The sequence below is a fragment of the Nocardioides sp. NBC_00368 genome, assembly GCF_036090055.1.
Lineage (GTDB): Bacteria > Actinomycetota > Actinomycetes > Propionibacteriales > Nocardioidaceae > Nocardioides.
Map to the genome: position 1 here is coordinate 3960725 of NZ_CP107970.1, position 24664 is coordinate 3985388.

The following is a 24664-nucleotide window of genomic DNA, read 5'->3' on the forward strand; positions in this document are numbered from 1 at the left end:
CGAGGTTCCCCTGTTGCAGCGACGCCTGCGAAGGTTTACCTGTCGGATTCGGGCTGCTGTTGCCCGGGCGCTGGATGTGTTCCGTCTACGCCTTCACCCCAAGCCGGTCGGCCTTGTCTCTGGCTCCCGGCGCACTGCTTGGCTCCCCCGTGCCCGCCACCGTGGTCGGATCGACTCTCCTCCGGTTGTGACGGGCCTCGGCGCGACCGGAGCGGCCCCACCGTTCGGCGAGGGCTGACTTCACTATGCAAGAGGTGCCGTGCACGTGGGGGTATTTGTGCAGCAACTCACGCTGAATTTCATAGTTTTGCTTATATTTGCCTTGGTTTGTGTCCGTCACCGCCTTCATGAGCGCCGCGGGTTGATCACCCTTCGAGCTCGGACGACAACGCTTGCTAGGGTCGTCGTCAGGTGTGCCGGGAAGTCTGGTCGGCGTGAGTTCATCGACCCCTGAGCCTCTGGAGGGCCGCCCGTGACCGACACCCGCAACCGACTGTTCACCCGTGGCTCCTGGCTGGAGACGTCACGTACGGCCGAGATCCTGCGCGCCGAGACGACCGGCGGCATCCTCCTCATCGTCGCCGCGATCATCGCGGTCGTCCTCGCGAACAGCCCGTTGCAGGACGCGTACGAAGCCGTCCGCGACTACCGCATCGGACCGCACGCTCTCCACCTCGATCTGACCATCGGCACCTGGGCGGCCGACGGGCTGCTGGCGATCTTCTTCTTCGTCGCGGGCCTGGAGCTCAAGCGGGAGTTCGTCTCCGGCGACCTCCGCGACCCCCGGCGGGCCGCGCTGCCGATCGCGGCCGCCGTCGGCGGCATGGTGGTGCCGGCCCTGGTCTACGTGGCGGTCAACCTGATCGGCGGCGGCTCGCTGGCCGGCTGGGCGACCCCGGTGGCCACCGACATCGCCTTCGCGGTCGCCATCCTGGCGGTCATCTCGACGCACCTGCCGGCGGGGCTGCGTACGTTCCTGCTGACGCTCGCCGTCGTCGACGACCTGCTCGGCATCATCGTCATCGCGGTCTTCTTCACCTCGGAGCTGCACATCGGCTTCCTGCTGCTGGCGCTCGTCCCGATCGGGCTCTTCGCGGTACTCGTCCAGCGTCGGATCCGCAACCCCTGGCTGCTGCTTCCGCTCGCCGCGATCGCCTGGGCGCTCGTGCACGCCAGCGGCGTCCACGCCACCGTGGCCGGTGTGCTCCTCGGCTTCACCGTGCCGGTGATCGCACGCAACCCGGAGGCCAAGCGAGGCCTCGCCGAGCACTTCGAGCACCTGGTCCGGCCGATCTCCGCCGGCGTCGCGGTGCCGATCTTCGCCTTCTTCGCCGCCGGGGTTTCGTTGGGTGGCTGGTCGGGGATCACCGGGGCGCTGCGCGACCCGATCACGCTCGGCATCATCCTCGGCCTGGTCGTCGGCAAGACCGTCGGCATCTCCGGGTCGACCTGGCTGCTGGCTCGGTTCACCCGGGCCTCGCTCGACGACGATCTTGCCTGGACCGACGTGATCGGGATGGCGATGCTGGCCGGCATCGGGTTCACCGTGTCGCTGCTGATCGGAGAGCTGGCCTTCGGGTCGGATCCCTCCGCACACGACCACATGAAGGTGGGCGTCCTGTTCGGGTCGGTGCTCGCTGCTCTGCTCGCGACTATCGTGCTGCGAGCCCGCAACCGGGTCTACCGCCGCATCGGCGAGCTGGAGACGATCGACGCCAACAAGGACGGCGTGCCGGACGTGTTCGAGGATGATCAGGGTCGGGACCGGTAAGGTCGTGAGCGCTCCCCAACACACGTTCAGCGAAGGGTTCCCATGGCAGTCGACATCGTGAAGTCCCCGGGCGGCGAGGACCCGACGATCGGGAAGCTCGTCGTCGACGCCACTCGTGACATCTCCGAGCTCGTCAACAAGGAGATCACGCTCGCCAAGCAGGAGCTCAAGGTCTCGGTGACCAATGCCGGCGTCGGCATCGGCCTCTTCGCCGCCGCCGCGTTCCTGCTCGTCCTGGCCGTGATCATGCTGTCCGTCTCGGTGGCCTACTTCATCCACTGGGCCGGCCTGGGCCTGCACTGGTCCTTCCTCATCGTCTTCGGCTTCTACGTGCTGCTGGCCGCGTTGCTCGGATTCATCGGCGTACTCAAGGTGAAGAAGGTCAAGGCCCCCGAGAAGGCCATCGCCCAGGGCAAGGAGATCCCCCGGGCGCTCAAGGGCCAGCGCTGACCCCCTCCGCCGAAACGGTAGTTCTGGCGGCCGAGTCTGTAGTTGTGGCGAGCGAGTCTGTAGTTGTGGCGCGCTGATTCGGGCCATTCGCTGTCCACAGGCAGGTTTCGCGGCGGAGTTATCCACAGCCGACCGAAACGGCAGTGAATTTCGTACGCCACGAGCGCACAGTGGCTCGCATGAACCTGTCAGTTGTCGGCGCTGCCTCGGCTCTGCCAGCGCGCCCGTTTGCCGCCAGCGAGCTCAACGAGCTCTCCATCAAGAGGTACGACCTCCGCGTTGCGGTCGAGCGCGGCGAGGTCCTCAGACCCTTCCGCGGCGTCTTCATACCGTCCGGCGTGGAAGACACCGCGGAGACACGGGCAGCAGCGGTCTCTCGTGTCGTATCTCCCCACCACGTCGTGTCCGACCGCACCGCCGCGTGGATCCACGGGATCAACGCCTACTCGCTCAGTGAGCAGGCCCAGATCCCCGCGGTCGAGGCCTGCGCCCGCCGTGGCTACGCGCCCACACGCCTCGAAGGGGTCGATGGCCGCTCACGCGACCTCCTCGATCGGGACATCACGACGATCAACGGCGTCAAGATCACGACCCCACTGCGAACCGCGCTCGATCTCGGCTGCAATCTGAAGCGTCGCGAGGCAATGGCTGCTCTCAACGAGTTCGCCAAGGAGCACGGCATCACCCGATCTGGCCTCTACCAGGAGCTCCCTCGCTTCAAGGGCCGACGCGGCGTCGTCCAACTCCGTGAACTCGTTCCCCTCCTCAATCGCCACGTCGAGTCCCAGCGGGAGTCATGGACGTTGCTGGCGATCAGCGACGCTGGCCTACCGCTTCCCGAGACGCAAGTCTGGGTCGACGTGGACGGCATCCCGACCTATCGACTCGACTTCGCCTACCGACTTGCCAAGGTCGCCGTCGAATACGACGGCGAGGACCACGACAACCCCGACCAGCGGATCTACGACGAGGAACGCCGGGGCTGGCTCGTCGACCACGGTTGGATCGTCATCGTCGTGCGTCGAGGTGACTTCACCGGCGATCGCCTCGATGCGTGGCTCCGCGAGATCAAGGAGGCGCTCATCCCGACGTACTCCTCCCGACGATTCTGACCCGGCCCCACCGAACGCCGAGTCCGCAGTTGTGGCGTGCCGAATCTGTAGTTGTGGGCGACGAAACTCGAGTTTCGTCGCCCACAACTACAGATTCGACGCCCAGAACTCCCCACTCGCCCCGCCGTTTCTACCGACTCGGCGGGGCGGGCTGGGCGAGGGTTCAGCCGGCGCAGGCTCCGGTGTCGACAGCAGCGGTCTGAGTGCGAGCCTGGCGGGCGATGTCGATGACCTGGTCGGTGGTGAGGGCGTAGCCGGTCTCGGAGTCGGTGACCGAGGCGGCGAAGACGACGCCCACGACGTCACCCTCGGAGTCGACGATGGGGCCGCCGGAGTTGCCGGGGCGGATGAGGCTGCGTACGGAGTAGACGTCACGGATGACGGTGCCGACGCCGTAGATGTCGGGCGAGCGGAGGCGCTGCTCGGCGCGGATCCGGCCGGGCTGTACGTCGAAGGGGCCGTCCTGCGGATAGCCGAGGACCGCGATCGGGTCCTCAGCGGCGGCGGTGCGGTCGAACTCGAGACGGTCGAGGTTGCCGCCGCCCTTGAACTTCAGGACCGCGATGTCGATCTCGGGGTCGTAGTGGACGACCTTGGCGTCGTTGGCGCCGTCGCCGACGATCACGTTGGGGTCGTCGACACCGGCAACCACGTGCGCATTGGTCATCAGGTAGCCGCGGCCGATGACGAAGCCGGTGCCCTCGACGCCCTTGCCGCACTCGTTGGCGCCACGGATCTTGAGGACCGACTCACCGGCGCGTACGACATCGGGATCGGTGAGCATGCGTCGGGGGCCCGGGCCGACCTCGACGATCCGCTCTCGGGCGAACGGCTCCAGGTAGCGCGGGAAGAACGAGGTGCCGACGACGTCGTTGAACGCGCGCAGCGCGCGGTCGGCGGGCGACGGCATGATCGAGTCGACCTTGGCCAGGATCGCCGACCCGCGAACGGCCGGGGTCAGCCCGTTGATCTGAGCCCCCGAGACCGCCACGCCGAGCGCCCAGGCGACCACGAGCACCGCAGCCGCGCTGAGCAGCGAACCACCGAGCGCATCGACGATCCGAGCCGGCTGCCAGGTGATCTCGTCGCGCACCCTGACACCGCCGTACTGCAGCACCGCCTGGCCGATGGACGCACAGGCGATCACGACGAACAGCGCACCGAGCGAGACCCACAACGACGGCGCGGCGCTGCCCAGCACCTTCGGCGCCAGCCAGATGCCGATGAAGCCACCGAGCAGCAGCCCGCCGGTCGCGAAGGCGCCGGTGATGAAGCCCTGCCAGTAGCCGGAGAGCGCGTAGGCCCCGACGAGGATGATCAGGATCCAATCAAGAAAGTTCACGGCCGATTCCGTTCGCGTCCCTGCAGCATGTATTCGGGCAACTCCTTGATCGGGGCGTCCGGAATCTCCGAGATCCACCCGAGATAGGTGAAGAAGCGGTTGATGATTCCACCTGTAAAGCCCCAGAGGATGACATCCTTCTCCGGTCCGATCAAGAACGCGGGCATCAGCCATCCGCCGCGCCCCGGCGAGCCCACCTGGATCCGATGGGCCGGATCCATGAGATCGGACAAAGGCACCCGATAGACCGCGTGCACCTCCTCGACCGAGCGCGTCGTCACCGGCGAGGGCTCCCGCCACCACGCGATGATCGGCACCACCGCGTGGTTGGAGAACGGGATCCACAGCGCCGGAAGCCGACCGACGACGTCGACACCGGTCGGGTCGAGGCCGGTCTCCTCCCACGCCTCCCGGAGCGCGGCCTCCTCGGCGGTCTCCCCCGGGTCGAGCCGGCCACCGGGGAACGACACCTGACCAGGGTGCGAGCGCATCGTGTGCGAGCGCTCGGTCAGCAGCAGATCCGGGCCCTCGGGACCTTCACCGAAGAGCATGAGCACCGCGGACTCCCGCGCGCTGCCGTCCGCCGGCGGCAGGAACTGCGAGATGTCCTCGCCCTGGATCCGCTCGGCCGCGCCGATAATCTCGTCGAACCACTCCGGCCGTGTCCCATTGGCGGTCACAGCGTGAGCCCCAGCTTCTTCTCCACGAGCTCCTTGACCTGGGTCGCGCTGGTCATGCCGCCCATCTGCAGCAGCTCCACCTCACCCGAGGAGGACAGGACGTACGTCGCCGGCACCGCTCTCGCCGTGAGCGGACCGCCCTGCAGGTCACCGCCGGGATCGGCGTACATCGGGAAGGTCACCCCGCGCGAGATCGCCTCCTCGAGCGCGACCCCGGGCACGGTGTCCATGACGTCGATGCCGATCACCGGCACCTCGTCGCCATAGGTCTCGTAGAAGCTCTGCAGCGCGGGCATCTCCTCCTTGCAGGGCGCACAGAATCCCTGGAAGAGGTTGATCACCATGGGCCCTTGGAAAGAGGCGAGATCGACCGACTCGCCACCGCCGAGGCAGGGTAGCTCGATCGGCGGCAGACCTCCGTCGCTCGCAGAACCGGGGCGGCACTCCTCCACGTCGGATGCCTTCTTGGCCGCGACCATGTCGTCGGTGGCGACGTCGACCTTCGAGGAGGACGGTCCGTCGCCGAGCGGCGCGCCGGACTGCCCGCCGCCGGCCGAGGACTCGGTGCCGCAACCGGCAAGGCTCGCCAGCAGCAGAGCGGCCACCGCCGCACCAACTCGACGAACCATCAGTTGCGGCCCTCCGTGCGGACCAGCTTCGCGGCCGCGACCGGGTCCGTCGGCCCCTCCCCGTACCCCGGGCACAACTGCGCCACCGGGCAGGCACCGCAGGCCGGCTTCTGGGCATGACAGATCCGCCGTCCGTGCCAGATCACGTGGTGGGACAGCATCGTCCAGTCCCGCTTCTCGAACAGCGCGCCGACCTCGTGCTCGACCTTGACCGGGTCCTTCTCGGTCGTCCAGCCGAAACGCCTCGAGAGCCGACCGAAGTGTGTGTCGACGGTGATCCCCGGCTTGCCGAAGGCGTTGCCGAGCACCACGTTGGCGGTCTTGCGCCCGACGCCGGGCAGCTTGACCAGCTGCTCCAGACGGGAGGGCACCTCCCCGTCGTACTCCTCCACCAGCACCGCACTCAGCTTCAGCAGCGCCTCGGTCTTGGCGCGGAAGAAGCCGAGCGGTCCGACGAGCTGCTCCAGGTGCTCCCGGGGCGCCGCGGCCATCTCCTTCGCGGTCGGGTAGGCCGCGAACAGGGCGGGCGAGGCGAGGTTCACCCGCTTGTCGGTCGTCTGTGCGCTGAGCACCGTGACGACCAGGCACTCGAACGGATTGGTGAAGTCGAGCTCGGCCTTCGCATCCGGGTAGGTCTCACCGAGGATGCGGTCGATCCGACGGGCGCGACGCACCAGACCCAGGCGCGTCTCAGTCGCAAACTTCTGGGCAGGCACGCAGCAAGGCTACGCGGCCGCACCGACAATCCCGATCCGGCCCAGCAGACGGCTAGCACAAATACCGCCGCACACATGCACTTTCTGGGCTTATCAGCGCCTTATCGGTGGGGGATGTGCACCTGTGAGACGTTCCACAGATAGGATTCCCGGTGTAATACCCGCGGATGTGGGGAAAATCCAGGAGGAATGGCCGCAATGGACAACGACGTACTCCGTCAGGCACCGCTCTTCAGCGCACTCGATGACGAGTCGATGACGGCCCTGCACGCCTCGATGGCAGAGTCGAAGCTCCGCCGCGGAGAGGTGCTCTTTCACGAGGGTGACTCCGGCGACAAGCTGTACGTCGTGATCGACGGCAAGGTGAAGCTCGGCCGCACCTCGTCCGACGGCCGCGAGAACCTGCTCGCCATCATGGGCCCCGGCCAGATGTTCGGTGAGCTCTCGCTCTTCGACCCGGGCCCCCGCTCGGCCACCGTCACCGCGGTCACCGACTCGGCCTTCGCCAGCCTGTCGCACGAGGACCTCCTCAAGTGGCTCGAGGGCCGCCCGGTCGTCGCCCGCGGCCTGCTCGCCCAGCTCGCCGGCCGTCTCCGCAAGGCCAACGACGTCGTCGCCGACCTCGTCTTCTCCGACGTCCCCGGCCGGGTCGCGAAGGCCCTGCTCGACCTCGCCGACCGCTTCGGCCGCACCGCCGACGACGGCGTCCACGTCCACCACGACCTCACCCAGGAGGAGCTCGCCCAGCTCGTCGGCGCCTCCCGCGAGACGGTCAACAAGGCCCTGGCCGACTTCGCCAGCCGCGGCTGGCTCCGCCTCGAGCCGCGCAGCGTGGTCATCATGGACATTGAGCGCATGGCCCGCCGCGCCCGCTGATCTGGGCGTCCAGAGCACGCACTCCGCGGCGCGGAGGCCGCTCGACGACCCGCTCCGCTCGAAGGTCGCCTTCGCGACCTCCACTTGCGGAGCACGCACTCTGAACGCCCAGATTCGTTCTCAGCGCTGAGGCCGGCGCTTCTGGGGATGGATCGTCTCGTGACGCGCGAGCATGGCGACGTACTCCTCGATCCTGCGCTCCCGGGCGGCCTCGGTCTTCAGGGCGGTGATGCGGTGGTAGAGGGCGTAGCGGTTCTGCGAGGTGAGGACGTCGTACATGGCCTGCGCCTCGGGCACCGCGGCGATCGCGGCGAGGAGGTCGGGCGGGGTCTCGGCGGTGGCCGGGCCGGCGTACGCCGCCTCCCACCGCCCATCCGCCTTCGCCGCCTCCACCGCTGCCCGTCCGGCGGCGGTCATCCGGCCCTCGGACTCGAGACGGCCGATGTGCTCGACGTTCCTCAGTGACCAGCGGCTCTTCGGCCCACGCGGAGTGAACCGCTGGAACGACGACTGTTCGTCCCGCCGTCGGGCCTGACCGTCGATCCAGCCGAAGCAGAGCGCTTCGTCGAGCGCGGTCTGCCAGGTCAACGTGGTCAGCGTGCCGCCCTTCTTGGTCAGCACCAGCCAGACCGCGGACGTGTCGGCATGATGCTCCTCCAGCCAACCCCGCCAGGCCGGCGGATCGGGAAGCAGGAGCTCGACTCCGGGCAGGGTGGCCATGAGCCGAAGAGTAGGCCTCAGCGCTCGGCGAGGTAAGCCAATTGCGCCCTCACCGAGAGCTCCGCCGCTCCCCAGAGGACCTGGTCGACATCGGCGTACACGATCTCGACGACCGCCCGCGGATCCGCCTCGGTCGGGGTGGTCCCCAGACCGACGAGAGCCTCCTCGACCTGGCCGAGGCGCTCACGACGGTGGGCGATGTAGTAGTCGAGCGCGCCGAGCGCGTCCCCGATGACCGGCCCGTGACCAGGCCAGACGCTGCCGACACCGTGCTCGGACGCCAACGCGTGCAACCGGTCCAGCGAGTCGAGATAGGCGCCGAGCTGGCCGTCGGGGTGGGCGACGACCGTGGTCCCGCGCCCGAGGACCGTGTCTCCGGTCAGCACGGCCCCATCGCCCGGCAGCCAGAACGACAACGAGTCCGAAGTGTGGCCAGGCGTGCCGACGACGCGGATCTCGAGACCGTCGACCTCGATGACGTCACCGTCGCCGAGGCCCTCGGTGCCGAGCCGGTATTCAGGATCAAGAGCGCGTACGCCGGCCCCGACCCGCTCGGCGAAGGCCCGTGCTGCCTCGGAGTGGTCGTAGTGGTGATGGGTCAGCAGCACCGTCGCCACCTCGCCGGCCGCCTCCGCGACCGCATCGAGATGTCCCTCGTCGAGAGGACCAGGATCGATCACGACCGACCGGCGCGCTCCCGGCTCGCGCAGCACCCAGGTGTTGGTGCCGTCGAGCGACATGAGGCCGGGGTTGGGCGCGAGGATGCACTGCCCGCGCTCACCGAAGGTCCCACCCGACCAGGACTCGCTCATGAGCGTCCCCTTCCGGCGACGAGCGACGCGTGCAGCGGCATCATCGACAGGGCATGGCCGCCGTCGACCTCCGTCACGGCCGGTGTGAACATGGTCAGCTCGCGCTCCGCGGCGGCGGCGAGCACGTCGTCCTCGGAGCCGATGGAGGCGACCTCGAGGCAGTTGAGATAGGTCGGCGGCATCATTGCCAGCTCGCCGGCCTCGACCTGGTCGACCGCCTCGGCGGCGCTGAGCCAGTGCACCGAGGAGGACTCGCTCGACACGTCGCGCGTCACCTGCCCCTCGGGCAGTCGCGCGACGAAGAACCAGGTCGCGAAGCGCTTCGGCTCGAAGACCGGCGTCGTCCAGGCGGCCCACGGCGCCAACAGGTCCGTACGCAGCACCAGCCCGCGCCGGGTCAGCAGCTCGGTCAACGACAGCGAGCGCGACTCCAGGGCGACCCGATCCGCCTCCCAGTCCGCTCCCGAGACGTCGCTGACCACGGCATCGGCCGACGCGCCTGCGAGCAGGACCCCGCACTCCTCGAACGTCTCCCGCACCGCCGCGGCGACCAGCGCCCGCGCGCGGGACTCCTCGACCCCGAGCCGGCGCGCCCACTCACCGGCGGACGGCCCGGCCCAGCAGGCGTCGGGCAGCTCGGCGTCGCGTACGTCCACGCCACCGCCGGGGAAGACGGCCATCCCGGCGGCGAACCCCATTGTCAGCTGACGGCGGAGCAGGTAGACCTCGGGGCCCGAAGACGAGCCCGGCCGCAGCAGCAGGACCGTCGCCGCGTCACGCGGCTCGACCGGGGTGCGTACGCCCTCGGCGTACTCCCCGGCCAGCGCCACGATGTCGTCACCAAGCCGGACAGGAGGGATCGGGATGCGCACGCTCGTCACTGTAGCGACGCCCGGCCGAGTCATACCGTCCCACTTGCTGGGTCTCGACCCGCGGTCACGGCTTCGCAAGCTCAGCCGTGCGCTCGCTCGACCTCTTCGCGTTGCGGCTCGGCTCGCTACGCTCGCCGAGTCGCAGGCTCAGATCTCGACGACGATCTCCACCTCGACAGGAGCGTCGAGCGGCAGAACGGGCACGCCGACGGCCGAGCGCGCGTGCCGGCCGGCATCGCCGAAGACCTTGCCGAGCAGCTCCGAGGCACCGTTGGCGACACCCGGCTGGCCGGTGAAGTCGGGCGTGGAGGCGACGAAGCACAGCACCTTCACGACCCGCTTGACCTGCGAGAGGTCACCGATCTCGGCCTTGACCGCGGCCAGCGCGTTGAGCGCGCACTGCTGCGCCGCCGCGTAGCCGTCCTCGGCCGACACGTCGCCGCCGACCTTGCCGACCGAGAGCAGCGCACCGTCCTTCATCGGGAGCTGGCCCGAGGTGAACACGTGGTTGCCCGAGCGCACGGCCGGGATGTAGGCCGCCACCGGCGGAACCACGTCCGGAACGCTCAGTCCGAGCTCGGCGAGTACCTCCTCGGGGGCGGTCACTCCGAGACCGCCCGCTTGAAGAAGCCGACGTAGTTGCCCGTGCCGTTGTCGAGGATGGTGACGAGCTCCCACCCGTCGGCACCGAAGTTGTTGAGGATCTGCGCCGCTGCGTGATTGAGGACCGGCGCCACCTGGTATTCCCACTTGGTCATGTCCGCACCCTACTTCGCGAGGTTCCGGCCGCTCCTCCCGATGACATGGTTGGATCTTCCAACCGAGGCGCTGACCCACTACCGTCGGGCTCGTGACTTCCACTGAGCAGCTGAAGACGTACGTCGACACCTGGTGGTCCTCGATCCAGGATCTCCTCGCACTCCTGGAGGAGCTCTCCGAGACCGACTGGGACCAGCCCACCGACCTGCCCGGCTGGGACGTCCGTGCCATCGCCTCCCACGTCGCGCACCTCGAGGGTCTGACCGCAGGCGCGCCCCGCGAGGAGGCGGAGATCCCCGACTCGGCCCACATCAGGTCGCCGATGGGCCAGTTCACCGAGATCGGCGTGCTCACCCGCCGCAAGGCCGAGCCGGCGAGCATCATCGACGAGATCCGCCACTACTCCGCCGTACGCCACGAGGAGCTGGTCGCCTCCCCGCCCGAGGACCCGGCGGCGCCCGCGCCCGGCGTCTTCGGCGCGATCGGGTGGACCAACGGCAAGCTGCTCCGCAACCGGCCGCTCGACGTCTGGCTGCACGAGCAGGACATCCGCCGCGCGACCGGCCGCCCGGGCAACCTGGACACCCCCGGCGCCCTCCACACCGCCGACTACCTCCTCGAGGGCGTCGGGTTCGTGCTCGCCAAGAAGGCCGGTGCCGAACCCGGCTGCACGGTCGTCGTCGAGGTCGAGGGCCACGCTCCGTACGCCTTCGCCGTCACCCGTGAGGGCAAGGGAGTCCCCGTCACCGACCCGGTGGCAGACCCCACCGTCACCCTCTCCACCGACCGTGAGACCTACGTCCTCCTGGCCAGCGGGCGCGCCTCCGCCGACCCCGCCAAGGTGAGGATCACCGGCGACACCACGCTCGGCAGCAAGATCGTCGAGAACCTCAACATCACCCCCTGACGACACGTCCCGGTTAGAGTCGCTCCTATGAGTTCCGACTGGCCCCACGTGCAGCTGCATGTGGTGACCGGCAAGGGCGGCACGGGCAAGTCGACGGTGGCGGCCGCGCTGGCGCTCGGGCTGGCCTCCCACGGCAAGAACGTCCTGCTCTGCGAGGTCGAGGGCCGGCAGGGGGTGGCGCGGATGTTCGACGTCGACCCGCTGCCCTACGCCGAGACCCGCATCGCGACCGGGCTGCGGATGCGCTCCCGGTCCGGTGCCGACGCCGAGCCGGGCAACGTCTACGCCCTGCACATCGCTCCCGAGGAGGCCCTCCTCGAATACCTCAAGATGTACTACAAGCTCGGTCCGGCCGGCCGTGCCCTCGACCGCTTCGGCGTGATCGAGTTCGCCACCACGATCGCGCCCGGGGTCAGGGACGTCCTCCTCACCGGCAAGCTCTTCGAGGCCGTCCAGCGCAACAGCCGAAACAAGGGCGCCCGGACCTACGACGCCGTCGTGCTCGACGCTCCCCCGACCGGCCGGATCACGACCTTCCTGAACGTCTCCGAGTCCGTCGCGGGCCTGGCCAAGGTCGGCCCGATCAAGAACCAGGCCGACACGATGATGACCCTGTTCCGCTCCCGGCGGACCGCGGTCCACCTGGTCACCCTGCTCGAGGAGATGCCGGTCCAGGAGACCGCCGACGGCATCGGCGAGCTACGTGCCGCCGGGCTCCCGGTCGGCGGCGTCATCGTCAACCAGGTGCGCCCCCGTGACCTCCCCGACGAGTCCCTCGCCGCCGCCCTCGCCGGCTCGCTCGACGGCGAGACCATCGCCGAGGACCTCAAGCGCGCCGGGGTCGAGCCCGACCCGGCCCTGATCGCCGCCCTGAGCGCGGAGGCGAAGGAGTACGCCGAGCGCCGATCCCTCGAGGACGCCCAGCGTGACCTCGTCGCCGGTCTCGGTGTCCCGACCTACGAGCTCAACCGGGTCGCGGGCGGGATCGACATCGGCGGGCTCTACGAGCTCGCTGCGGAGCTGAAGGATCAGGGGCTCGCATGACGTTGGGATCCCCGGTTAACCGGGTATTCCTGCACTTCTCAGGCATTGCAACACCCGAGAAGTGCAGGAAAAGCCTGTACGCCGTGACGAAAGTGACGAGAGGGATCGCCCGATGAGCGCCCACCCACGCGTAGGCCCGCTGGCCGCACAGGCGGAGCACACCCAGACCCTCGAGGTCGACCGTCTGCTCGACGACCGCGACACCCACATCATCGTCTGCTGCGGCAGCGGTGGCGTGGGCAAGACGACCACCTCGGCGGCGCTCGCGCTGCGGGCGGCCGAGCGCGGCCGCAAGGTCGTGGTGCTGACGATCGACCCCGCGCGACGCCTGGCCCAGTCGATGGGCATCGCCCAGCTCGACAACACGCCCCGCCCGGTTCCTGGAGTCGGACCTGGCCGGCTCGACGCGATGATGCTCGACATGAAGCGCACCTTCGACGAGGTGGTCGAGTCCCAGGCCAGCCCCGAGAAGGCCCAGCAGATCCTCAACAACCAGTTCTACATCGCGCTGAGCTCCAGCTTCGCGGGCACGCAGGAATACATGGCGATGGAGAAGCTCGGCCAGCTCTACCGCGACTCCTTCGCCCACAACGGCGGCAACGGCGACTACGACCTGATCGTGGTCGACACGCCCCCGAGCCGGAGCGCCCTGGACTTCCTCGACGCTCCCGAGCGGCTGTCCAGCTTCCTCGACGGTCGGTTCCTGCGCCTGATGCTGGCGCCTGCGAAGGGACCGGTCCGGCTGATGTCGGCCGGGATCAGCATCGTGACCAACGCGCTCAAGAAGGTGCTCGGCGGGCAGATGCTCACCGACCTGCAGACCTTCGTGACCGCGCTCGACACCGTCTTCGGTGGCTTCCGGCAACGAGCACAGGAGACGTACGCACTGCTCCAGGCCGACGAGACCGCCTTCCTCGTCATCGCAGCGCCCGAGCCCGACGCCCTGCGCGAGGCCGCCTACTTCGTCGAGCGACTCTCCGGCGACCGGATGCCGCTCCAGGGGCTCGTCGTCAACCGGGCCACGTTGCCCGACGACGCCTCGCTCACCGCCGCCGCGGCCGGCGCCGCCTCGGAGCGGCTCCCCGACGCGCCGCTCACCGCCGGGTTGCTGCGGCTCCACGCCGACCGCGCGCTCCTGGTCGAGCGTCAGAATCAGCTGCGCGAGCGCTTCGCCGTCGCCCACCCGCAGGTGCCGACCGCCGTGGTGCCGGCGCTACCCGGTGACGTACACGATCTCGACGGGCTCCGCGAGATCGGCCGGTTGCTGGCCCAGGGCTGAGCAGCCTCGAAATGGGATCGAGCCAGGACGTACGTCACGTACGTCCTGGCTCAGACCAAGATCTTCAGCGATCCACTCGAGTAGGGGACGAGTGATCACTCCACCGAGGCACGGGTGCGTGCGGCCTCGAGCACGGCGCGCCACGAGGCGTTGGGGCTGCGGCGGAGCAGCGCACGACGCTCGCGCTCGGTCATGCCGCCCCAGACACCCCACTCGATCTGGTTGTCGAGCGCCTCGGCCAGGCACTCGGTGCGGACCACGCAGCCGGAGCAGACCAGCTTGGCCTTGTTCTGCTCGGCGCCACGTACGAAGAGCTCGTCGGGCTCGTTCTCACGACAAGCGGCCTGTAGCGACCATTCATCAACCCACATTGTGTGCCATCCCTTCGTCGGAGCGCATCGCCCTCCCCAGTTGACGGCGTGGGCGCCCGTGCGGACTAAAGGTTAAGGACCCTGACCTGTCGAGTGACACACCCTTCTTACCCAAAGTACGTAGTCCGAAATGACTAGTAGGGCCCTCGGGACCCGTTTGTGACCTCCCTGTCCGGCCCCGATTGCGAATCATGTGCTATTAGCCGCGATCACCTACGATGACCAGCATGTCCTCGCCGTCGCTGCGCCCGCAGACCGTGCTCAAGCATCTCGCCGTCATGTGTGGGGTAGCAGCCGTCCTCGGGGTCGTCGCCGCAGGTCTGGCCATCCCGTTCGCCGGGGTGGCCGGGATCGCGGCCAAGGAGACCGCCGAGAAGATGGACTCGCTGCCGAAGGCCTTCGAGGTCGACGACATGTCGCAGACGACCAAGATCGTCGACCGCAAGGGCAACCTGATCACGACGCTCTACGACCAGAACCGCGTCTACCGCCCGCTCGACCAGATCTCGTCCAACATGACGAAGGCGCTCCTGGCGATCGAGGACTACCGCTTCTACCAGCACGGCGCGATGGATCTGAAGGGCACGCTGCGCGCGCTGATCACCAACCAGGCCAGCGACTCGGTCCAGGGTGGCTCCTCGATCACGCAGCAGCTGGTGAAGACGACGCTGGTCTACTCCGCGAAGACCGAGGCCGAGCGCAAGGCGGCCATCGAGAAGTCGACCGCCCGCAAGATCCGCGAGCTGCGCTACGCGATCGCGCTGGAGGAGCAGCACTCCAAGGACTGGATCCTGGAGCGCTACCTCAACGCGGCCTACTTCGGTGACGGTGCCTACGGCGTCCAGGCGGCCGCCAAGCACTACTTCAACGTCAACGCCTCCGAGCTCAACTGGCAGCAGTCGGCGATGCTGGCCGGGATGGTGAAGAACCCCACCGGCTACGACCCGACCAACTACCCCGACGCCACCATCGCCCGCCGCAACGTGGTCATCGACCGGATGGCCGCGCTCAAGGTCGTCTCCCGCCCCGAGGCCGAGAAGCTGAAGGACGCCAGCCTCGGCCTCAACGTGCAGAAGCAGCGCAACGGCTGCCTCGGCTCCTCGGCGGAGTTCTTCTGCGACTACGTGATCAAGTGGCTGCTCAAGGACCCGGCCTTCGGCGAGAACGAGACCGACCGACTGGCGCTGATCAAGTCCGGCGGTCTGACCATCAAGACCACGCTCGACCAGCGCTTCCAGGACGCCGCGCAGGAGTCGGTCGAGGACCACGTCGACGCCACCGACCAGGCCATCGGCGCGCTCGCCATGGTCGAGCCCGGCACCGGTCGGGTCCGGGCGCTCGCGCAGTCGCGTCCGATGGGTGACAACAAGAAGAAGGGCCAGTCCTACCTCAACTATCTGGTCCCGAAGGAGAAGTCGGGCGACTCCAACGGCTTCCAGGCCGGCTCGACCTTCAAGGCGTTCACCCTGGCCGCGGCCATCGAGCAGGGCTTCCCGCTCAAGCAGAAGATCAACTCCCCCGAGGAGCTGACGCTCAACGAGTCGACGTTCGCCGGCTGCCCCGGCGACGGCAACCGGGTCGGCACCCACACCTTCCACAACTCCACGACCTCGGGCAGCAAGGACGCCTACACCGGCACCCGGGAGTCGGTGAACACCTTCTACGCCCAGCTCTTCCAGCTCACCGGCATGTGCACGCCCTACAAGATGGCCCAGAAGATGGGCGTGAAGCTGACCGCCCCGTTCGGCGTCAGCTACGACGACGGTCACGTCTGCAAGCCCAGCGAGACCGGATGCGGCGGCGCGGAGCGCGTGCCCACCTTCACCCTCGGCGTCGTCGACGTCAGCCCGCTGGAGATGGCCGAGGCGTACGCGACGTTCGGCGCTCGCGGTAAGCACTGCGACTCGGTGCCGGTCAACGAGATCCTCGACGCCAACGGCAAGGTGCTCAAGACCTACAAGCCGACCTGCCAGCAGGCGATGGCGAAGGGCACCGCCGACGCGGTCAACGACATCCTCCGCGGTGTGATGGAGCCCGGCGGCTTCGGCCAGAACCTGGCGCTGTCGGTCCCCAGTGCGGGCAAGACCGGCACCACGCAGGACAACAAGGCGGTGTGGCTGATGGGCTACACCCCGAGGCTCGCGACCGCCTCGATGATCGCCGGTGCCAACTCGAAGGGCACCCCGCTCAGCCTCAACGGCCAGGTCGTCGGCGGCAACTATGTCTACGAGGCGGCGGGTTCGACCACGGCCGGACCCATGTGGGGCGGCGCGATGCAGGTGATCGACAAGTACCTGAAGTGGGAGGACTTCCACGAGCCCGACCCGAACGTGATCGCCGGCCGCACCGTCGACGTCCCCTGGACCGGCGGCATGACCGTCGAGAAGGCGACGAAGGTGCTGAGGAACGCCGGCTTCCAGGTCCAGGTGGGACCGGAGGCCTACTCCGAGTACGACCGAGGTCTGGTCGCCTTCACCACTCCGTCCGGAGACGCCGCCGAGGGCTCGCCCGTCACGATCTACACCTCGCTCGGCCCGGAGCCGAAGCCCGAGCCGAAGAAGAAGAAAAAGCAGCCCGAGGAGTCGAGGCCGCCGGCCGACGAGGAGCGGCAGAAGCCGAGAGCGGCTTCGGACGAACCCGACTTCGGCTGGGAGTGGCCGACCGGCTGACCCCTACGACGAGCGTGGCCCCCACCGATCCGGTGGGGGCCACGCTCGTTGTGTGCTGCCGTTCAGGCGAGCTGCTTGCGCACCTCCGCGGCGACGGCACCACCGTCGGCCTTGCCCTTGGTCTGCGGGGTCAGGATGCCCATCACCTTGCCCATCGCGCGCATCCCCTCCTCGGCGGCACCGGTCTGGGCGATGGCCTTGCTGACCAGGTCGGAGATCTCCTCGGCGCTCAGCTGAGCGGGGAGGTACTCGGTGATCACCGCGGCCTCCGCGGTCTCCTTCTCGGCCTGCTCGGTGCGACCGCCCTCGGCGAAGGCGGTGGCTGCCTCGCGGCGCTTCTTGGCCTCGCGGGTGAGGATCGTGATGATCTCGTCGTCGGTGAGCTCCTTGGCCTCCTTCCCGGCGACCTCGGCCTCGCTGATCGCGGCCATGACCATCCGCAGCGTGCCGGCGCGGTCCTTGTCCCGGGCCTTCATCGCGGAGGTCAGGTCGGTGCGAAGTCGGTCCTTCAAAGAGCTCATGGAACCCATTGTGGCAGGGTTGAGCCATGCGGCTCGCCTCAGTCATCGGCGCAACCCTCGGCACCGGTCTCGCCACCGGCGTGGCCCTGACGACGTACGCCCTGTGGGAGGCCCGTCACTACACGCTGCGCCAGGTGAGACTGCCGGTGCTTCCCGAGGGAGCGGACCCGCTGCGGGTGCTGCATCTCTCCGACATGCATGTGGTCCCCTCGCAGCACAAGAAGCTCGACTGGATCGCCTCGCTGGCGGCGTTGAAGCCGGACCTGGTCATCGACACCGGCGACAACCTGGCCCACCAGCGGGCGGTCCCGGCGATCGTCAACGCCCTCGGCACGCTGCTCGACGTGCCCGGTGTCTTCGTGCACGGCTCCAACGACTACTACGAGCCGCGGCTGCGCAACCCGTTCGGCTACCTGCTTCCGGACAAGGGCAAGCGTCAGACGAACGTCCCTGAGCTCCCCTGGCGTGATCTGTCCGCGTCCTTCACCAAGTCGGGCTGGCTCGACCTCACCAACACCCGCTCGTCGCTGACCGTGAACGGCATCGAGTTCGCCTTCGCCGGCGTCGACGACCCTCACCTGCGACTCGACGATCTGTCCGCCGTCGCCGGCCCCGCGGACCCGAGCGCTGACGTACGCCTCGGGGTCGCGCACGCGCCCTACCTGCGAGTCCTGGACCAGTTCACCGCCGACGGCTACGACGCCATCCTGGCCGGCCACACCCACGGCGGTCAGGTCTGCCTCCCCGGCGGACGGGCGCTGGCCACCAACTGCGATCTCGACCCTGCCCGGGCGCGCGGCCTGCACACTCACACCCACGGCGGCCGGCAGGCCTGGCTGCACGTATCGGCCGGTCTCGGCACCTCTCCCTACACGCGGATCCGCGTCGCGTGCCTCCCCGAGGCCACCCTTCTGACGCTCACTCCGCGCGGGGCGTCTCGACGGTAGGGCTCGATTACGAGTCGGGGCAGTCTCTGGGCTATGCTCATTTCTCGTTGGACCGTTCATCGGTGCAGCATTCGGGTTGTAGCGCAGCTTGGTAGCGCACCTCGTTCGGGACGAGGGGGCCGCAGGTTCAAATCCTGTCAACCCGACATCGAGTTCAGGCTCGGAGATCGCAAGATCTCCGAGCCTGAGTTCATTTCTGACCGAGTAGTGTCGACGCCATGAGCTTCGACACTCGCAACGGCACCCGCGGCGCCAGGCAGATCACCGCCAACCCGCTCCTGAAGCTGGGCAACAAGCTGATGATGCGCCGGGCGCGCAAGAGCAACGCCACGATGGCCGGGATGCGGTTGCTCGTGCTCACCACGATCGGCAAGAAGAGCGGCGAACCTCGTTCGACGCCACTCGCCTGGTTCCCCAGCGGCGACGACACCTGGCTGGTCGTTGCCTCCGCCGGAGGCGGGGCGAGGAACCCAGCGTGGTACTACAACCTCGCAGCCAACCCCGACCGCGTCACGATCGAGATGGGCGGCGAGACCATCCCGGTGGTCGCCGAGCAGCTCCACGGTGAGGAGCGGGCGCAGGCCTGGGCCACGATCGTCGCGTCCGCTGCCAACTTCGGGAGCTATGAGAAGAAGACCGACCGCGAGATCCCGGTCATCCGTCTGACCCGCGCCTGAGTTCAAATGTGACGCGCGACATGCGAAACTGCCCCTCATGAGCAACGACCCCGCCGACAAGCTCGCCGCGCCGTCGTTCGGCTTCAAGAAGAAGCGCGGGGGCACGAAGCCGGCGAGCACCAAGCCCGAGAAGGCTTCCGCGGAGAAGACTCAGGTGCTGGAGACGGCACCACCCGTCATCGCTCCCGAGCCGCCTGCGGAGAAGTCCGCGAAGGCGCCGACACCAAAGCCCACCCCGAAGCCTGCACCGAAGCAGAGGGCCGAGAAGCCACCCAAGCCCGCCAAGGAGCCGAAGGCACCTCGTGAGCCCAAGGCACCCCGGCAGTCCATGGAAGCGATCCAGCGGCGCATCAACCTCGGCACCCCGTCCGGCCTGTCCGCGGCGGTGATGGTCGGCGCCATCGTCGGCGCGTTCATGGCTCTGGCGATCTGGTTCAGCGGCATGGTGAGCCAGTGGACCCGCGGCACCTCCTCGCTCGGCGACACCGGCGCGATCGTCCTGATCGGCGTCTTCGTCCTCGCGGTCGTCCTCGGCGGCTACCTGCTCCGCCTGGCCAGCGCCCGCTCCCCCTTCACGATCAGCTTCCTCGGCTCGGCCCTCGTCGCCGTACTCTCGATGCTGTTCCTCACCGACCTCTTCAACCACGCCTGGGGCGTGATCATCGTGGTGATCCTCACCGCCGGCGCGTACGCCCTCGCCTACTGGGTGACCACCAACTACATCGACTGACCACCCCGGGCCGAGGCGTCACCCGCGTCGGCCGATGCGTCACGTACGTCGGCCGAACTGGCACCGTGGTGCCAGCTCGGCCGACGGGAGTGACGTCTCGACCGACGTACCTGACGTCTCGTCAGAGGGCGGCGGCTACCAGCTCGGCGATCTGGACCGTGTTGAGCGCGGCGCCCTTGCGGAGGTTGTCGTTGGAGATGAACAGCGCGAGACCGCGGTTGTCCGGGACGCCCTCGTCCTGACGGATGCGGCCGACGTAGGACGGGTCCTTGCCGGCGGCGTGGAGAGGCGTGGGTACGTCGCGGAGCTCGACGCCCGGGGCGTTCGCCAGGATCTCGGTGGCACGCTCGGGGGTCAGCGGCGAGGAGAACTCGGCGTTGACCGCGAGCGAGTGGCCGGTGACGACCGGGACGCGGACGCAGATGCCGGAGACGCGCAGGTCGGGCAGGGAGAGGATCTTGCGGGACTCGTTGCGGAGCTTCTGCTCCTCGTCGGTCTCGCCCCGGCCGTCCTCGACCAGCGACCCGGCGTAGGGAAGGACGTTGTAGGCGATCGTCTCGACGTACTTGTCCGGTTCGGGGAACGCGATCGCGGACCCGTCGTAGGCGAGCTCACGGGCCTTGTCACCGGCAGCGGCGATGCCGCTGACGAGCTCCTCGACACCGGCGACGCCGGAGCCGGAGACCGCCTGGTACGTGGAGACGACGAGACGCTCGAGGCCGGCCTCGTCGTGGAGCGCCTTGAGCACCGGCATCGCGGCCATCGTGGTGCAGTTGGGGTTGGCGATGATGCCCTGGCGGGCCTCGATCACCCCGGCCATCGCGGACGGGTTGACCTCGGAGACGACCAGCGGGATCGCCGGGTCCTTGCGCCAGGCCGAGGAGTTGTCGATGACGATCACGCCGGCTTCGGCGAACTTCGGGGCCAGCGCCTTCGAGGTGGCGCCGCCGGCCGAGAAGATCGCGATGTCGAGCCCCGACGGGTCGGCGGTGGCGGCGTCCTCGACGACGACCGAACGGTCGCCGAACTCGATGGTCTTGCCCGCCGAGCGTGCAGAGGCGAAGAAACGTACCTCGCCGAGCGGGAAGTTCCGCTCGAGCAGGATCTGGCGTACGGCGACGCCCACCTGCCCGGTTGCTCCCACGATTCCCAGGTTGACGCTCATCGGCCGGTCCCTCCGTAGACGATGGCCTCTCCGTCGCTGTCGAGGCCGAATGCTCTGTGTGTGGCGCGCACTGCGCGGTCGAGGTCGTCGGCGCTGACGAGCACCGAGACGCGGATCTCCGAGGTCGAGACCATCCTGATCAGGACTCCCTCGGCGGCGAGCGCGGCGAAGAACTTCGCGGTGATCCCCGGATGCGTACGCATCCCGGCACCCACGATCGAGAGCTTGCCGATCTGCTCGTCGGTGACCGGGTCGGCGAAGCCGACCTCGGCCTGGATGTCGCCGAGCGCGGCACGCGCCTTCTTGACGTCGGCGCGCGGCAGCGTGAACGAGATGTCCGTACGCCGCGTCTCCTCGGCCGACACGTTCTGCACGATCATGTCGATGTTGATGCCGTTGTCGGCGAGGGTGTCGAAGATGCGGGCCGCCTCGCCGGGCTCGTCGGTGACGCCGGCGACGGTGATCTTGGCTTCGCCACGATCGTGGGCCACACCGACGATCTCGGGGGTGTCGCCATCGGCGTCGGCGCCGTAGGAGACTGATCCGACCGCCACGTCGCTGAACCGCTCCGCCGCGGCCTGGACCGCGCGGTCGACCTCGTCGTCCCCGACGACGACCGAGACCCGGACCTCCGAGGTGGAGATCATCTGGATGTTGACCCCGGCCTGCGCGATGGCGGAGAAGAAGTCGGCGATCTTCTTCGGCTGCGTACGCAGCCCGGCGCCGATCAGGGAGACCTTGCCCATCCGCGGCTCGGTGCTCACCCGCTCGAAGCCGAGCTCCTCACGCGCCAGCTCCAGCGCCTTCCCGGCCCGCTCGGCGTCGTCACGGGGGAGCGTGAAGGTGATGTCGGTGCGCTCCGCGGCCGCCGACGACGAGTCCTGGACCACCATGTCGACGTTGATGCCGACCCCGGCGATGATCTCGAAGACCTTCGCCGCGGCGCCCACCTGGTCGGGCGCGTTGACGACGGTGATCTTCGCCTGGCTGCGGTCGTAGGCGATGGCCGCGACGATCGGCGCCTCCATGCCGGCGTCCGCGCTCGGCTGGTGGTCGGCGCGCGGCGAGACCGCGTCGATGCTGCCCTTCACGACGGTGCCGTTGAGGGTGGAGAAGGAGGAGCGTACGTGGATCGGGAGGCTGTGGCGCCGGGCGAACTCCACCGAGCGCAGGTGGAGCACCTTGGCACCGGAGGCGGCCAGCTCGAGCATCTCCTCGAAGGCGACCTCGCTGAGCTTGCGGGCGGTCGGGACGATCCGCGGGTCGGCGGTGAACACGCCGTCGACGTCGGTGTAGATCTCGCAGACGTCGGCGTTCAGCGCCACCGCCAGCGCGACCGCGGTGGTGTCGGTGCCGCCACGGCCCAGCGTGGTGATGTCCTTGGTGTCCTTGGAGACGCCCTGGAAGCCGGCCACGATCGCGATCGCACCGTCGGCGATCGCCGCCTGGATCCGCTCCGGGGTGATGCTGAGGATCTTGGCGCGCCCGTGCTGCGCGTCGGTGATCAGACCGGCCTGCGACCCGGTGAACGACCGAGCCTCGTACGCCAGCCCGCGCTCGTTCGCGACGTCGTTGATCGCCATCGCGAGCAGCGCCATGGACTGCCGCTCACCGGAGGTGAGCAGCATGTCGAACTCACGCGCATGCGCGGTGGCGTCGGGCGAGACCTTGTTGGCCAGGTCGATCAGCTCGTCCGTGGTGTCGCCCATCGCTGACACGGCCACGACGACGTCGTGGCCCTGCTCTTTGGTTGCGACCACTCGCTGAGCTACGCGCTTGATGCCTGCAGCATCCGCGACCGAGCTGCCACCGTACTTCTGAACGACGATTCCCACGCCGGGAGAGTCTACGTTGCCGTAGCGGCCGTCTTCTCCAGCATCTCATCAGCGGCCGCCAGGTCCTCGTCCTCACCGGTGAACGGCTCGGAGTCGAGGCGGTCGTGAGCCACCACCGTGAGCAGTGCGTTGAGCACCGCGCCGGCCAGGTTGCCCCAGTTGTTGACGTAGCTGAACTGCCACCACCACAGCGCCTCGTCGACGTCGCCGAGACGGTAGTGACGCAGGCCGTACTCCAGATCGGTCACCAGGCTGGCGACGTCGTCGGAGATCTGGCTGTCGACCACGTCGGGGCTGTAAGGATCGAAGACGAAGCTGTAGGTGTCGATGTCGCCGAACATCTCGGCCAGCCCCATCCGGAGCTCGTCGACGTCGGCCTCCATGCCCACATCGGGCTGGAACTCCTCACGAGGCTCGAAGTCCTGCTGGGCGCCCAGTCGCGCGCCCGCCAGCAGGATCTGGCTCACTTCCAGCAGCAGCATCGGGACAGCGCTGCCGCCGTCGCCGTCGGCAGCGATCGCGCGCACCGAGAGCAGGAAGCTCTCCACCGAGTCGGCGATGCTGGTGGCGAAGTCCGCGCTGCGCGCGGGCACTCCCTCGCTCGGCGCGAACGGACGAGCAAGCTCGCCGCCCGACCTCGCTCGGGTCGTCTCCTTGCCAGTCAAGTCGTTCGTCATGACGGCCCCCTTTCCCGAGGTCCCTTGAATCGTCAGGCTACCGCCGAAGTCGCGGCCTGACGAGGGTAAAGAGTCTGCTCTTAGGGACTACTCAGCCGCGCGGCGACCGGCGAACGCGCGCCCGAGAGTGACCTCGTCGGCGTACTCCAGGTCGCCACCGACCGGAAGACCGCTGGCCAGACGGGTGACCTTCAGCCCGAGCGGGCTCAGCTGACGGGTCAGGTACGTCGCCGTCGCCTCGCCCTCGAGGTTGGGGTCCGTGGCGAGGATCACCTCGGTGATCCCGGGATCGTTGAGCCGCTGGACGAGCTCGCGGATGCGGAGCTGGTCGGGACCGATCCCGTCGATCGGGCTGATCGCCCCACCGAGCACGTGGTAGCGACCCCGGAACTCCCTGGTGCGCTCGATCGCGACGACGTCCTTGTATTCCTCGACCACGCACAGCACCGACTGCTCGCGACGCGGGTCGCGACAGATCCGGCACGTCTCCTCCTCGGAGACGTTGAAGCAGACCGAGCAGAACTTCACCTTCGCCTTGACCTCGTTGAGGATCGAGGCCAGCCGATGTACGTCGGCGGGGTCAGCCTGGAGCAGATGGAACGCGATCCGCTGGGCGCTCTTCGGGCCTACGCCCGGGAGCCGTCCCAGCTCGTCGATGAGGTCTTGGACCACACCCTCGTACAACGCTGTTGCCTGTCCTTCTAGAAGCCGAGCTTGAACGGCGGCTCGTTGCCGCCGGGAGCACCCATACCGCCGCCGAGGCCGCCCGCGAGCGGGCCCATCGCCTCGCCGGCGAGCGCGTCGGCCTTGCCCTTCGCGTCGCGGTAGGCGGCGACGATCACGGCACCGAGGTCCTCGAGGTCGTCGGGGCTGCTGCCGTCGAACTCGCCCTGCTTGATCTCCACGCCGACCAGCTCGCCGGTGCCGGTGAGCTTGACGGTCACCGCACCACCGGCGACGGTGCCGTCGACGATCGTCTCGGCGAGCTTCTCCTGGGCGTCGACGATCTGGCTCTGCAGCGCCTGAGCCTGCTGCATGATCGCGTTGAGGTCGAAGCCGCCCTCGCCGCCGAGGCCTTCGAGTGGGTTCGTCATCTGTGCCGT

General features: G+C 68.6%; 27 protein-coding genes, 1 tRNA gene and 1 pseudogene. 12 read left to right on the forward strand and 17 right to left on the reverse strand.

Annotated elements, in window-relative coordinates; genetic code table 11:
- Nucleotides 1-472 precede the first annotated feature (472 nt).
- The 3 genes from nhaA (at nucleotide 473) to OG984_RS18885 (ending at nucleotide 3333) form a co-directional block, all read left to right on the forward strand.
- Nucleotides 473-1771 (forward strand): Na+/H+ antiporter NhaA, encoded by a 1299-nt coding sequence (gene nhaA, locus OG984_RS18875; RefSeq protein ID WP_328527754.1) that lies wholly within the window; start codon nucleotides 473-475, stop codon nucleotides 1769-1771.
- 42 nt (nucleotides 1772-1813) lie between these two features.
- Nucleotides 1814-2221 carry a phage holin family protein gene (locus OG984_RS18880; RefSeq protein ID WP_008356285.1) on the forward strand — a complete coding sequence of 136 codons (408 nt, stop codon included), beginning with the start codon at nucleotides 1814-1816 and terminating at the stop codon, nucleotides 2219-2221.
- Between the two features lie 179 nt (nucleotides 2222-2400).
- A complete protein-coding gene (locus OG984_RS18885; RefSeq protein WP_328527755.1) occupies nucleotides 2401-3333 on the forward strand; it encodes a DUF559 domain-containing protein in 933 nt (310 codons plus the stop codon).
- Nucleotides 3334-3496: 163 nt separating this feature from the next.
- Here OG984_RS18885 and OG984_RS18890 read toward each other — a convergent pair whose 3' ends face one another.
- From OG984_RS18890 to nth, 4 genes are read right to left on the reverse strand one after another with little or no spacing between them, the layout of a single operon-like run.
- Complete coding sequence (locus OG984_RS18890) at nucleotides 3497-4675, reverse strand: MarP family serine protease (protein ID WP_328527756.1); 1179 nt, start codon at nucleotides 4673-4675, stop codon at nucleotides 3497-3499.
- Entirely contained in the window at nucleotides 4672-5355 is a 684-nt protein-coding gene (locus tag OG984_RS18895; RefSeq protein WP_328527757.1) for an NUDIX hydrolase, read from the reverse strand. The genes OG984_RS18890 and OG984_RS18895 overlap by 4 nt, the downstream gene beginning before the upstream one ends.
- The gene (locus tag OG984_RS18900; RefSeq protein WP_328527758.1) at nucleotides 5352-5984 is read right to left on the reverse strand and encodes a TlpA family protein disulfide reductase; all 633 of its coding nucleotides are present in this window, start codon (nucleotides 5982-5984) and stop codon (nucleotides 5352-5354) included. Before OG984_RS18900 ends, OG984_RS18895 begins: the two co-directional genes overlap by 4 nt.
- Nucleotides 5984-6700: an endonuclease III gene (gene nth / locus OG984_RS18905; protein WP_328527759.1), complete on the reverse strand. Its 717-nt coding sequence runs from the start codon at nucleotides 6698-6700 to the stop codon at nucleotides 5984-5986. Before nth ends, OG984_RS18900 begins: the two co-directional genes overlap by 1 nt.
- Nucleotides 6701-6898: 198 nt before the next feature.
- On the opposite strand from nth, the gene OG984_RS18910 reads away from it, so the two are divergent.
- Nucleotides 6899-7576, forward strand: a complete 678-nt coding sequence (locus OG984_RS18910; protein WP_008356269.1) for a Crp/Fnr family transcriptional regulator — start codon at nucleotides 6899-6901, stop codon at nucleotides 7574-7576.
- Nucleotides 7577-7696: 120 nt separating this feature from the next.
- Here OG984_RS18910 and OG984_RS18915 read toward each other — a convergent pair whose 3' ends face one another.
- From OG984_RS18915 to OG984_RS18935, 5 genes are all read right to left on the reverse strand, one after another.
- Nucleotides 7697-8296, reverse strand: a complete 600-nt coding sequence (locus OG984_RS18915) for a YdeI/OmpD-associated family protein (RefSeq protein ID WP_328527760.1) — start codon at nucleotides 8294-8296, stop codon at nucleotides 7697-7699.
- A 17-nt stretch (nucleotides 8297-8313) separates the two neighbouring features.
- Entirely contained in the window at nucleotides 8314-9108 is a 795-nt protein-coding gene (locus OG984_RS18920; protein WP_328527761.1) for an MBL fold metallo-hydrolase, read from the reverse strand.
- Nucleotides 9105-9980, reverse strand: a complete 876-nt coding sequence (locus OG984_RS18925) for an NUDIX hydrolase (RefSeq protein WP_328527762.1) — start codon at nucleotides 9978-9980, stop codon at nucleotides 9105-9107. Before OG984_RS18925 ends, OG984_RS18920 begins: the two co-directional genes overlap by 4 nt.
- 147 nt (nucleotides 9981-10127) lie before the next feature.
- Nucleotides 10128-10586 (reverse strand): RidA family protein, encoded by a 459-nt coding sequence (locus tag OG984_RS18930; RefSeq protein WP_328527763.1) that lies wholly within the window; start codon nucleotides 10584-10586, stop codon nucleotides 10128-10130.
- On the reverse strand, nucleotides 10583-10738 hold the full coding sequence (locus OG984_RS18935) for a DUF4177 domain-containing protein (protein WP_008356256.1): 156 nt from the start codon (nucleotides 10736-10738) through the stop codon (nucleotides 10583-10585). Before OG984_RS18935 ends, OG984_RS18930 begins: the two co-directional genes overlap by 4 nt.
- 92 nt (nucleotides 10739-10830) lie before the next feature.
- Here OG984_RS18935 and OG984_RS18940 point away from each other — a divergent pair, with 92 nt between their 5' ends.
- The 3 genes from OG984_RS18940 to OG984_RS18950 all read left to right on the forward strand — a co-directional run bounded on the left by OG984_RS18940 (nucleotide 10831) and on the right by OG984_RS18950 (nucleotide 13969).
- Nucleotides 10831-11646: a maleylpyruvate isomerase family mycothiol-dependent enzyme gene (locus tag OG984_RS18940; RefSeq protein ID WP_328527764.1), complete on the forward strand. Its 816-nt coding sequence runs from the start codon at nucleotides 10831-10833 to the stop codon at nucleotides 11644-11646.
- A gap of 27 nt (nucleotides 11647-11673) precedes the next feature.
- The gene (locus tag OG984_RS18945; protein WP_328527765.1) at nucleotides 11674-12690 is read left to right on the forward strand and encodes an ArsA-related P-loop ATPase; all 1017 of its coding nucleotides are present in this window, start codon (nucleotides 11674-11676) and stop codon (nucleotides 12688-12690) included.
- Nucleotides 12691-12802: 112 nt separating this feature from the next.
- A complete protein-coding gene (locus OG984_RS18950) occupies nucleotides 12803-13969 on the forward strand; it encodes an ArsA family ATPase (protein ID WP_328527766.1) in 1167 nt (388 codons plus the stop codon).
- Between the two features lie 95 nt (nucleotides 13970-14064).
- On the opposite strand, the gene OG984_RS18955 is transcribed toward OG984_RS18950, so the two are convergent.
- Complete coding sequence (locus OG984_RS18955) at nucleotides 14065-14340, reverse strand: WhiB family transcriptional regulator (protein WP_328527767.1); 276 nt, start codon at nucleotides 14338-14340, stop codon at nucleotides 14065-14067.
- Nucleotides 14341-14567: 227 nt separating this feature from the next.
- Here OG984_RS18955 and OG984_RS18960 point away from each other — a divergent pair, with 227 nt between their 5' ends.
- Nucleotides 14568-17009, forward strand: coding sequence for a penicillin-binding protein (locus tag OG984_RS18960; RefSeq protein WP_328527768.1), 2442 nt, complete (start codon nucleotides 14568-14570; stop codon nucleotides 17007-17009).
- 62 nt (nucleotides 17010-17071) lie between these two features.
- On the opposite strand, the gene OG984_RS18965 is transcribed toward OG984_RS18960, so the two are convergent.
- Nucleotides 17072-17530, reverse strand: coding sequence for a GatB/YqeY domain-containing protein (locus tag OG984_RS18965; RefSeq protein ID WP_328527769.1), 459 nt, complete (start codon nucleotides 17528-17530; stop codon nucleotides 17072-17074).
- Nucleotides 17531-17556: 26 nt separating this feature from the next.
- Between OG984_RS18965 and OG984_RS18970 the strand changes: the two genes are divergently transcribed.
- The 4 genes from OG984_RS18970 (at nucleotide 17557) to OG984_RS18985 (ending at nucleotide 19884) form a co-directional block, all read left to right on the forward strand.
- A complete protein-coding gene (locus tag OG984_RS18970) occupies nucleotides 17557-18477 on the forward strand; it encodes a metallophosphoesterase (protein ID WP_328527770.1) in 921 nt (306 codons plus the stop codon).
- Between the two features lie 72 nt (nucleotides 18478-18549).
- Nucleotides 18550-18623: transfer RNA gene (locus OG984_RS18975), tRNA-Pro, on the forward strand.
- A 72-nt stretch (nucleotides 18624-18695) separates the two neighbouring features.
- Nucleotides 18696-19154 (forward strand): nitroreductase/quinone reductase family protein, encoded by a 459-nt coding sequence (locus OG984_RS18980; protein ID WP_328527771.1) that lies wholly within the window; start codon nucleotides 18696-18698, stop codon nucleotides 19152-19154.
- A gap of 37 nt (nucleotides 19155-19191) precedes the next feature.
- A complete protein-coding gene (locus tag OG984_RS18985; protein ID WP_328527772.1) occupies nucleotides 19192-19884 on the forward strand; it encodes a hypothetical protein in 693 nt (230 codons plus the stop codon).
- A 121-nt stretch (nucleotides 19885-20005) separates the two neighbouring features.
- Here the strand turns inward: OG984_RS18985 and OG984_RS18990 are convergent, their stop codons facing one another.
- The 6 genes and pseudogenes from OG984_RS18990 to OG984_RS19010 all read right to left on the reverse strand — a co-directional run bounded on the left by OG984_RS18990 (nucleotide 20006) and on the right by OG984_RS19010 (nucleotide 24655).
- A complete protein-coding gene (locus OG984_RS18990; RefSeq protein WP_328527773.1) occupies nucleotides 20006-21049 on the reverse strand; it encodes an aspartate-semialdehyde dehydrogenase in 1044 nt (347 codons plus the stop codon).
- On the reverse strand, nucleotides 21046-21540 hold the full coding sequence (locus OG984_RS29540) for an ACT domain-containing protein (RefSeq protein WP_378907276.1): 495 nt from the start codon (nucleotides 21538-21540) through the stop codon (nucleotides 21046-21048). The genes OG984_RS18990 and OG984_RS29540 overlap by 4 nt, the downstream gene beginning before the upstream one ends.
- Nucleotides 21532-22884: pseudogene (locus OG984_RS18995) on the reverse strand (aspartate kinase); the annotation flags it as partial. The gene OG984_RS29540 and the pseudogene OG984_RS18995, both read right to left, overlap by 9 nt.
- A gap of 11 nt (nucleotides 22885-22895) precedes the next feature.
- Entirely contained in the window at nucleotides 22896-23561 is a 666-nt protein-coding gene (locus OG984_RS19000) for a DUF5063 domain-containing protein (RefSeq protein WP_328527775.1), read from the reverse strand.
- An 87-nt stretch (nucleotides 23562-23648) separates the two neighbouring features.
- Nucleotides 23649-24245 (reverse strand): recombination mediator RecR, encoded by a 597-nt coding sequence (gene recR, locus OG984_RS19005; RefSeq protein WP_008356228.1) that lies wholly within the window; start codon nucleotides 24243-24245, stop codon nucleotides 23649-23651.
- A gap of 17 nt (nucleotides 24246-24262) precedes the next feature.
- Nucleotides 24263-24655 (reverse strand): YbaB/EbfC family nucleoid-associated protein, encoded by a 393-nt coding sequence (locus OG984_RS19010; RefSeq protein ID WP_008356226.1) that lies wholly within the window; start codon nucleotides 24653-24655, stop codon nucleotides 24263-24265.
- Nucleotides 24656-24664: the final 9 nt, after the last annotated feature.

What these genes read in the sequence shown, in the direction of transcription:
- OG984_RS18880 (WP_008356285.1), top strand. Translation starts at nt 1,814, where the DNA reads ATGGCAGTCGACATCGTGAAGTCCCCGGGCGGCGAGGACCCGACGATC.
- OG984_RS18885 (WP_328527755.1), top strand. Translation starts at nt 2,401, where the DNA reads ATGAACCTGTCAGTTGTCGGCGCTGCCTCGGCTCTGCCAGCGCGCCCG.
- OG984_RS18900 (WP_328527758.1), bottom strand. Translation starts at nt 5,984, where the DNA reads ATGGTTCGTCGAGTTGGTGCGGCGGTGGCCGCTCTGCTGCTGGCGAGC.
- OG984_RS18910 (WP_008356269.1), top strand. Translation starts at nt 6,899, where the DNA reads ATGGACAACGACGTACTCCGTCAGGCACCGCTCTTCAGCGCACTCGAT.
- OG984_RS18915 (WP_328527760.1), bottom strand. Translation starts at nt 8,296, where the DNA reads ATGGCCACCCTGCCCGGAGTCGAGCTCCTGCTTCCCGATCCGCCGGCC.
- OG984_RS18920 (WP_328527761.1), bottom strand. Translation starts at nt 9,108, where the DNA reads ATGAGCGAGTCCTGGTCGGGTGGGACCTTCGGTGAGCGCGGGCAGTGC.
- OG984_RS18935 (WP_008356256.1), bottom strand. Translation starts at nt 10,738, where the DNA reads ATGACCAAGTGGGAATACCAGGTGGCGCCGGTCCTCAATCACGCAGCG.
- OG984_RS18945 (WP_328527765.1), top strand. Translation starts at nt 11,674, where the DNA reads ATGAGTTCCGACTGGCCCCACGTGCAGCTGCATGTGGTGACCGGCAAG.
- OG984_RS18950 (WP_328527766.1), top strand. Translation starts at nt 12,803, where the DNA reads ATGAGCGCCCACCCACGCGTAGGCCCGCTGGCCGCACAGGCGGAGCAC.
- OG984_RS18955 (WP_328527767.1), bottom strand. Translation starts at nt 14,340, where the DNA reads ATGTGGGTTGATGAATGGTCGCTACAGGCCGCTTGTCGTGAGAACGAG.
- OG984_RS18960 (WP_328527768.1), top strand. Translation starts at nt 14,568, where the DNA reads ATGTCCTCGCCGTCGCTGCGCCCGCAGACCGTGCTCAAGCATCTCGCC.
- OG984_RS18965 (WP_328527769.1), bottom strand. Translation starts at nt 17,530, where the DNA reads ATGAGCTCTTTGAAGGACCGACTTCGCACCGACCTGACCTCCGCGATG.
- OG984_RS18970 (WP_328527770.1), top strand. Translation starts at nt 17,557, where the DNA reads ATGCGGCTCGCCTCAGTCATCGGCGCAACCCTCGGCACCGGTCTCGCC.
- OG984_RS18980 (WP_328527771.1), top strand. Translation starts at nt 18,696, where the DNA reads ATGAGCTTCGACACTCGCAACGGCACCCGCGGCGCCAGGCAGATCACC.
- OG984_RS18985 (WP_328527772.1), top strand. Translation starts at nt 19,192, where the DNA reads ATGAGCAACGACCCCGCCGACAAGCTCGCCGCGCCGTCGTTCGGCTTC.
- OG984_RS18990 (WP_328527773.1), bottom strand. Translation starts at nt 21,049, where the DNA reads ATGAGCGTCAACCTGGGAATCGTGGGAGCAACCGGGCAGGTGGGCGTC.
- OG984_RS19000 (WP_328527775.1), bottom strand. Translation starts at nt 23,561, where the DNA reads ATGACGAACGACTTGACTGGCAAGGAGACGACCCGAGCGAGGTCGGGC.
- OG984_RS19010 (WP_008356226.1), bottom strand. Translation starts at nt 24,655, where the DNA reads ATGACGAACCCACTCGAAGGCCTCGGCGGCGAGGGCGGCTTCGACCTC.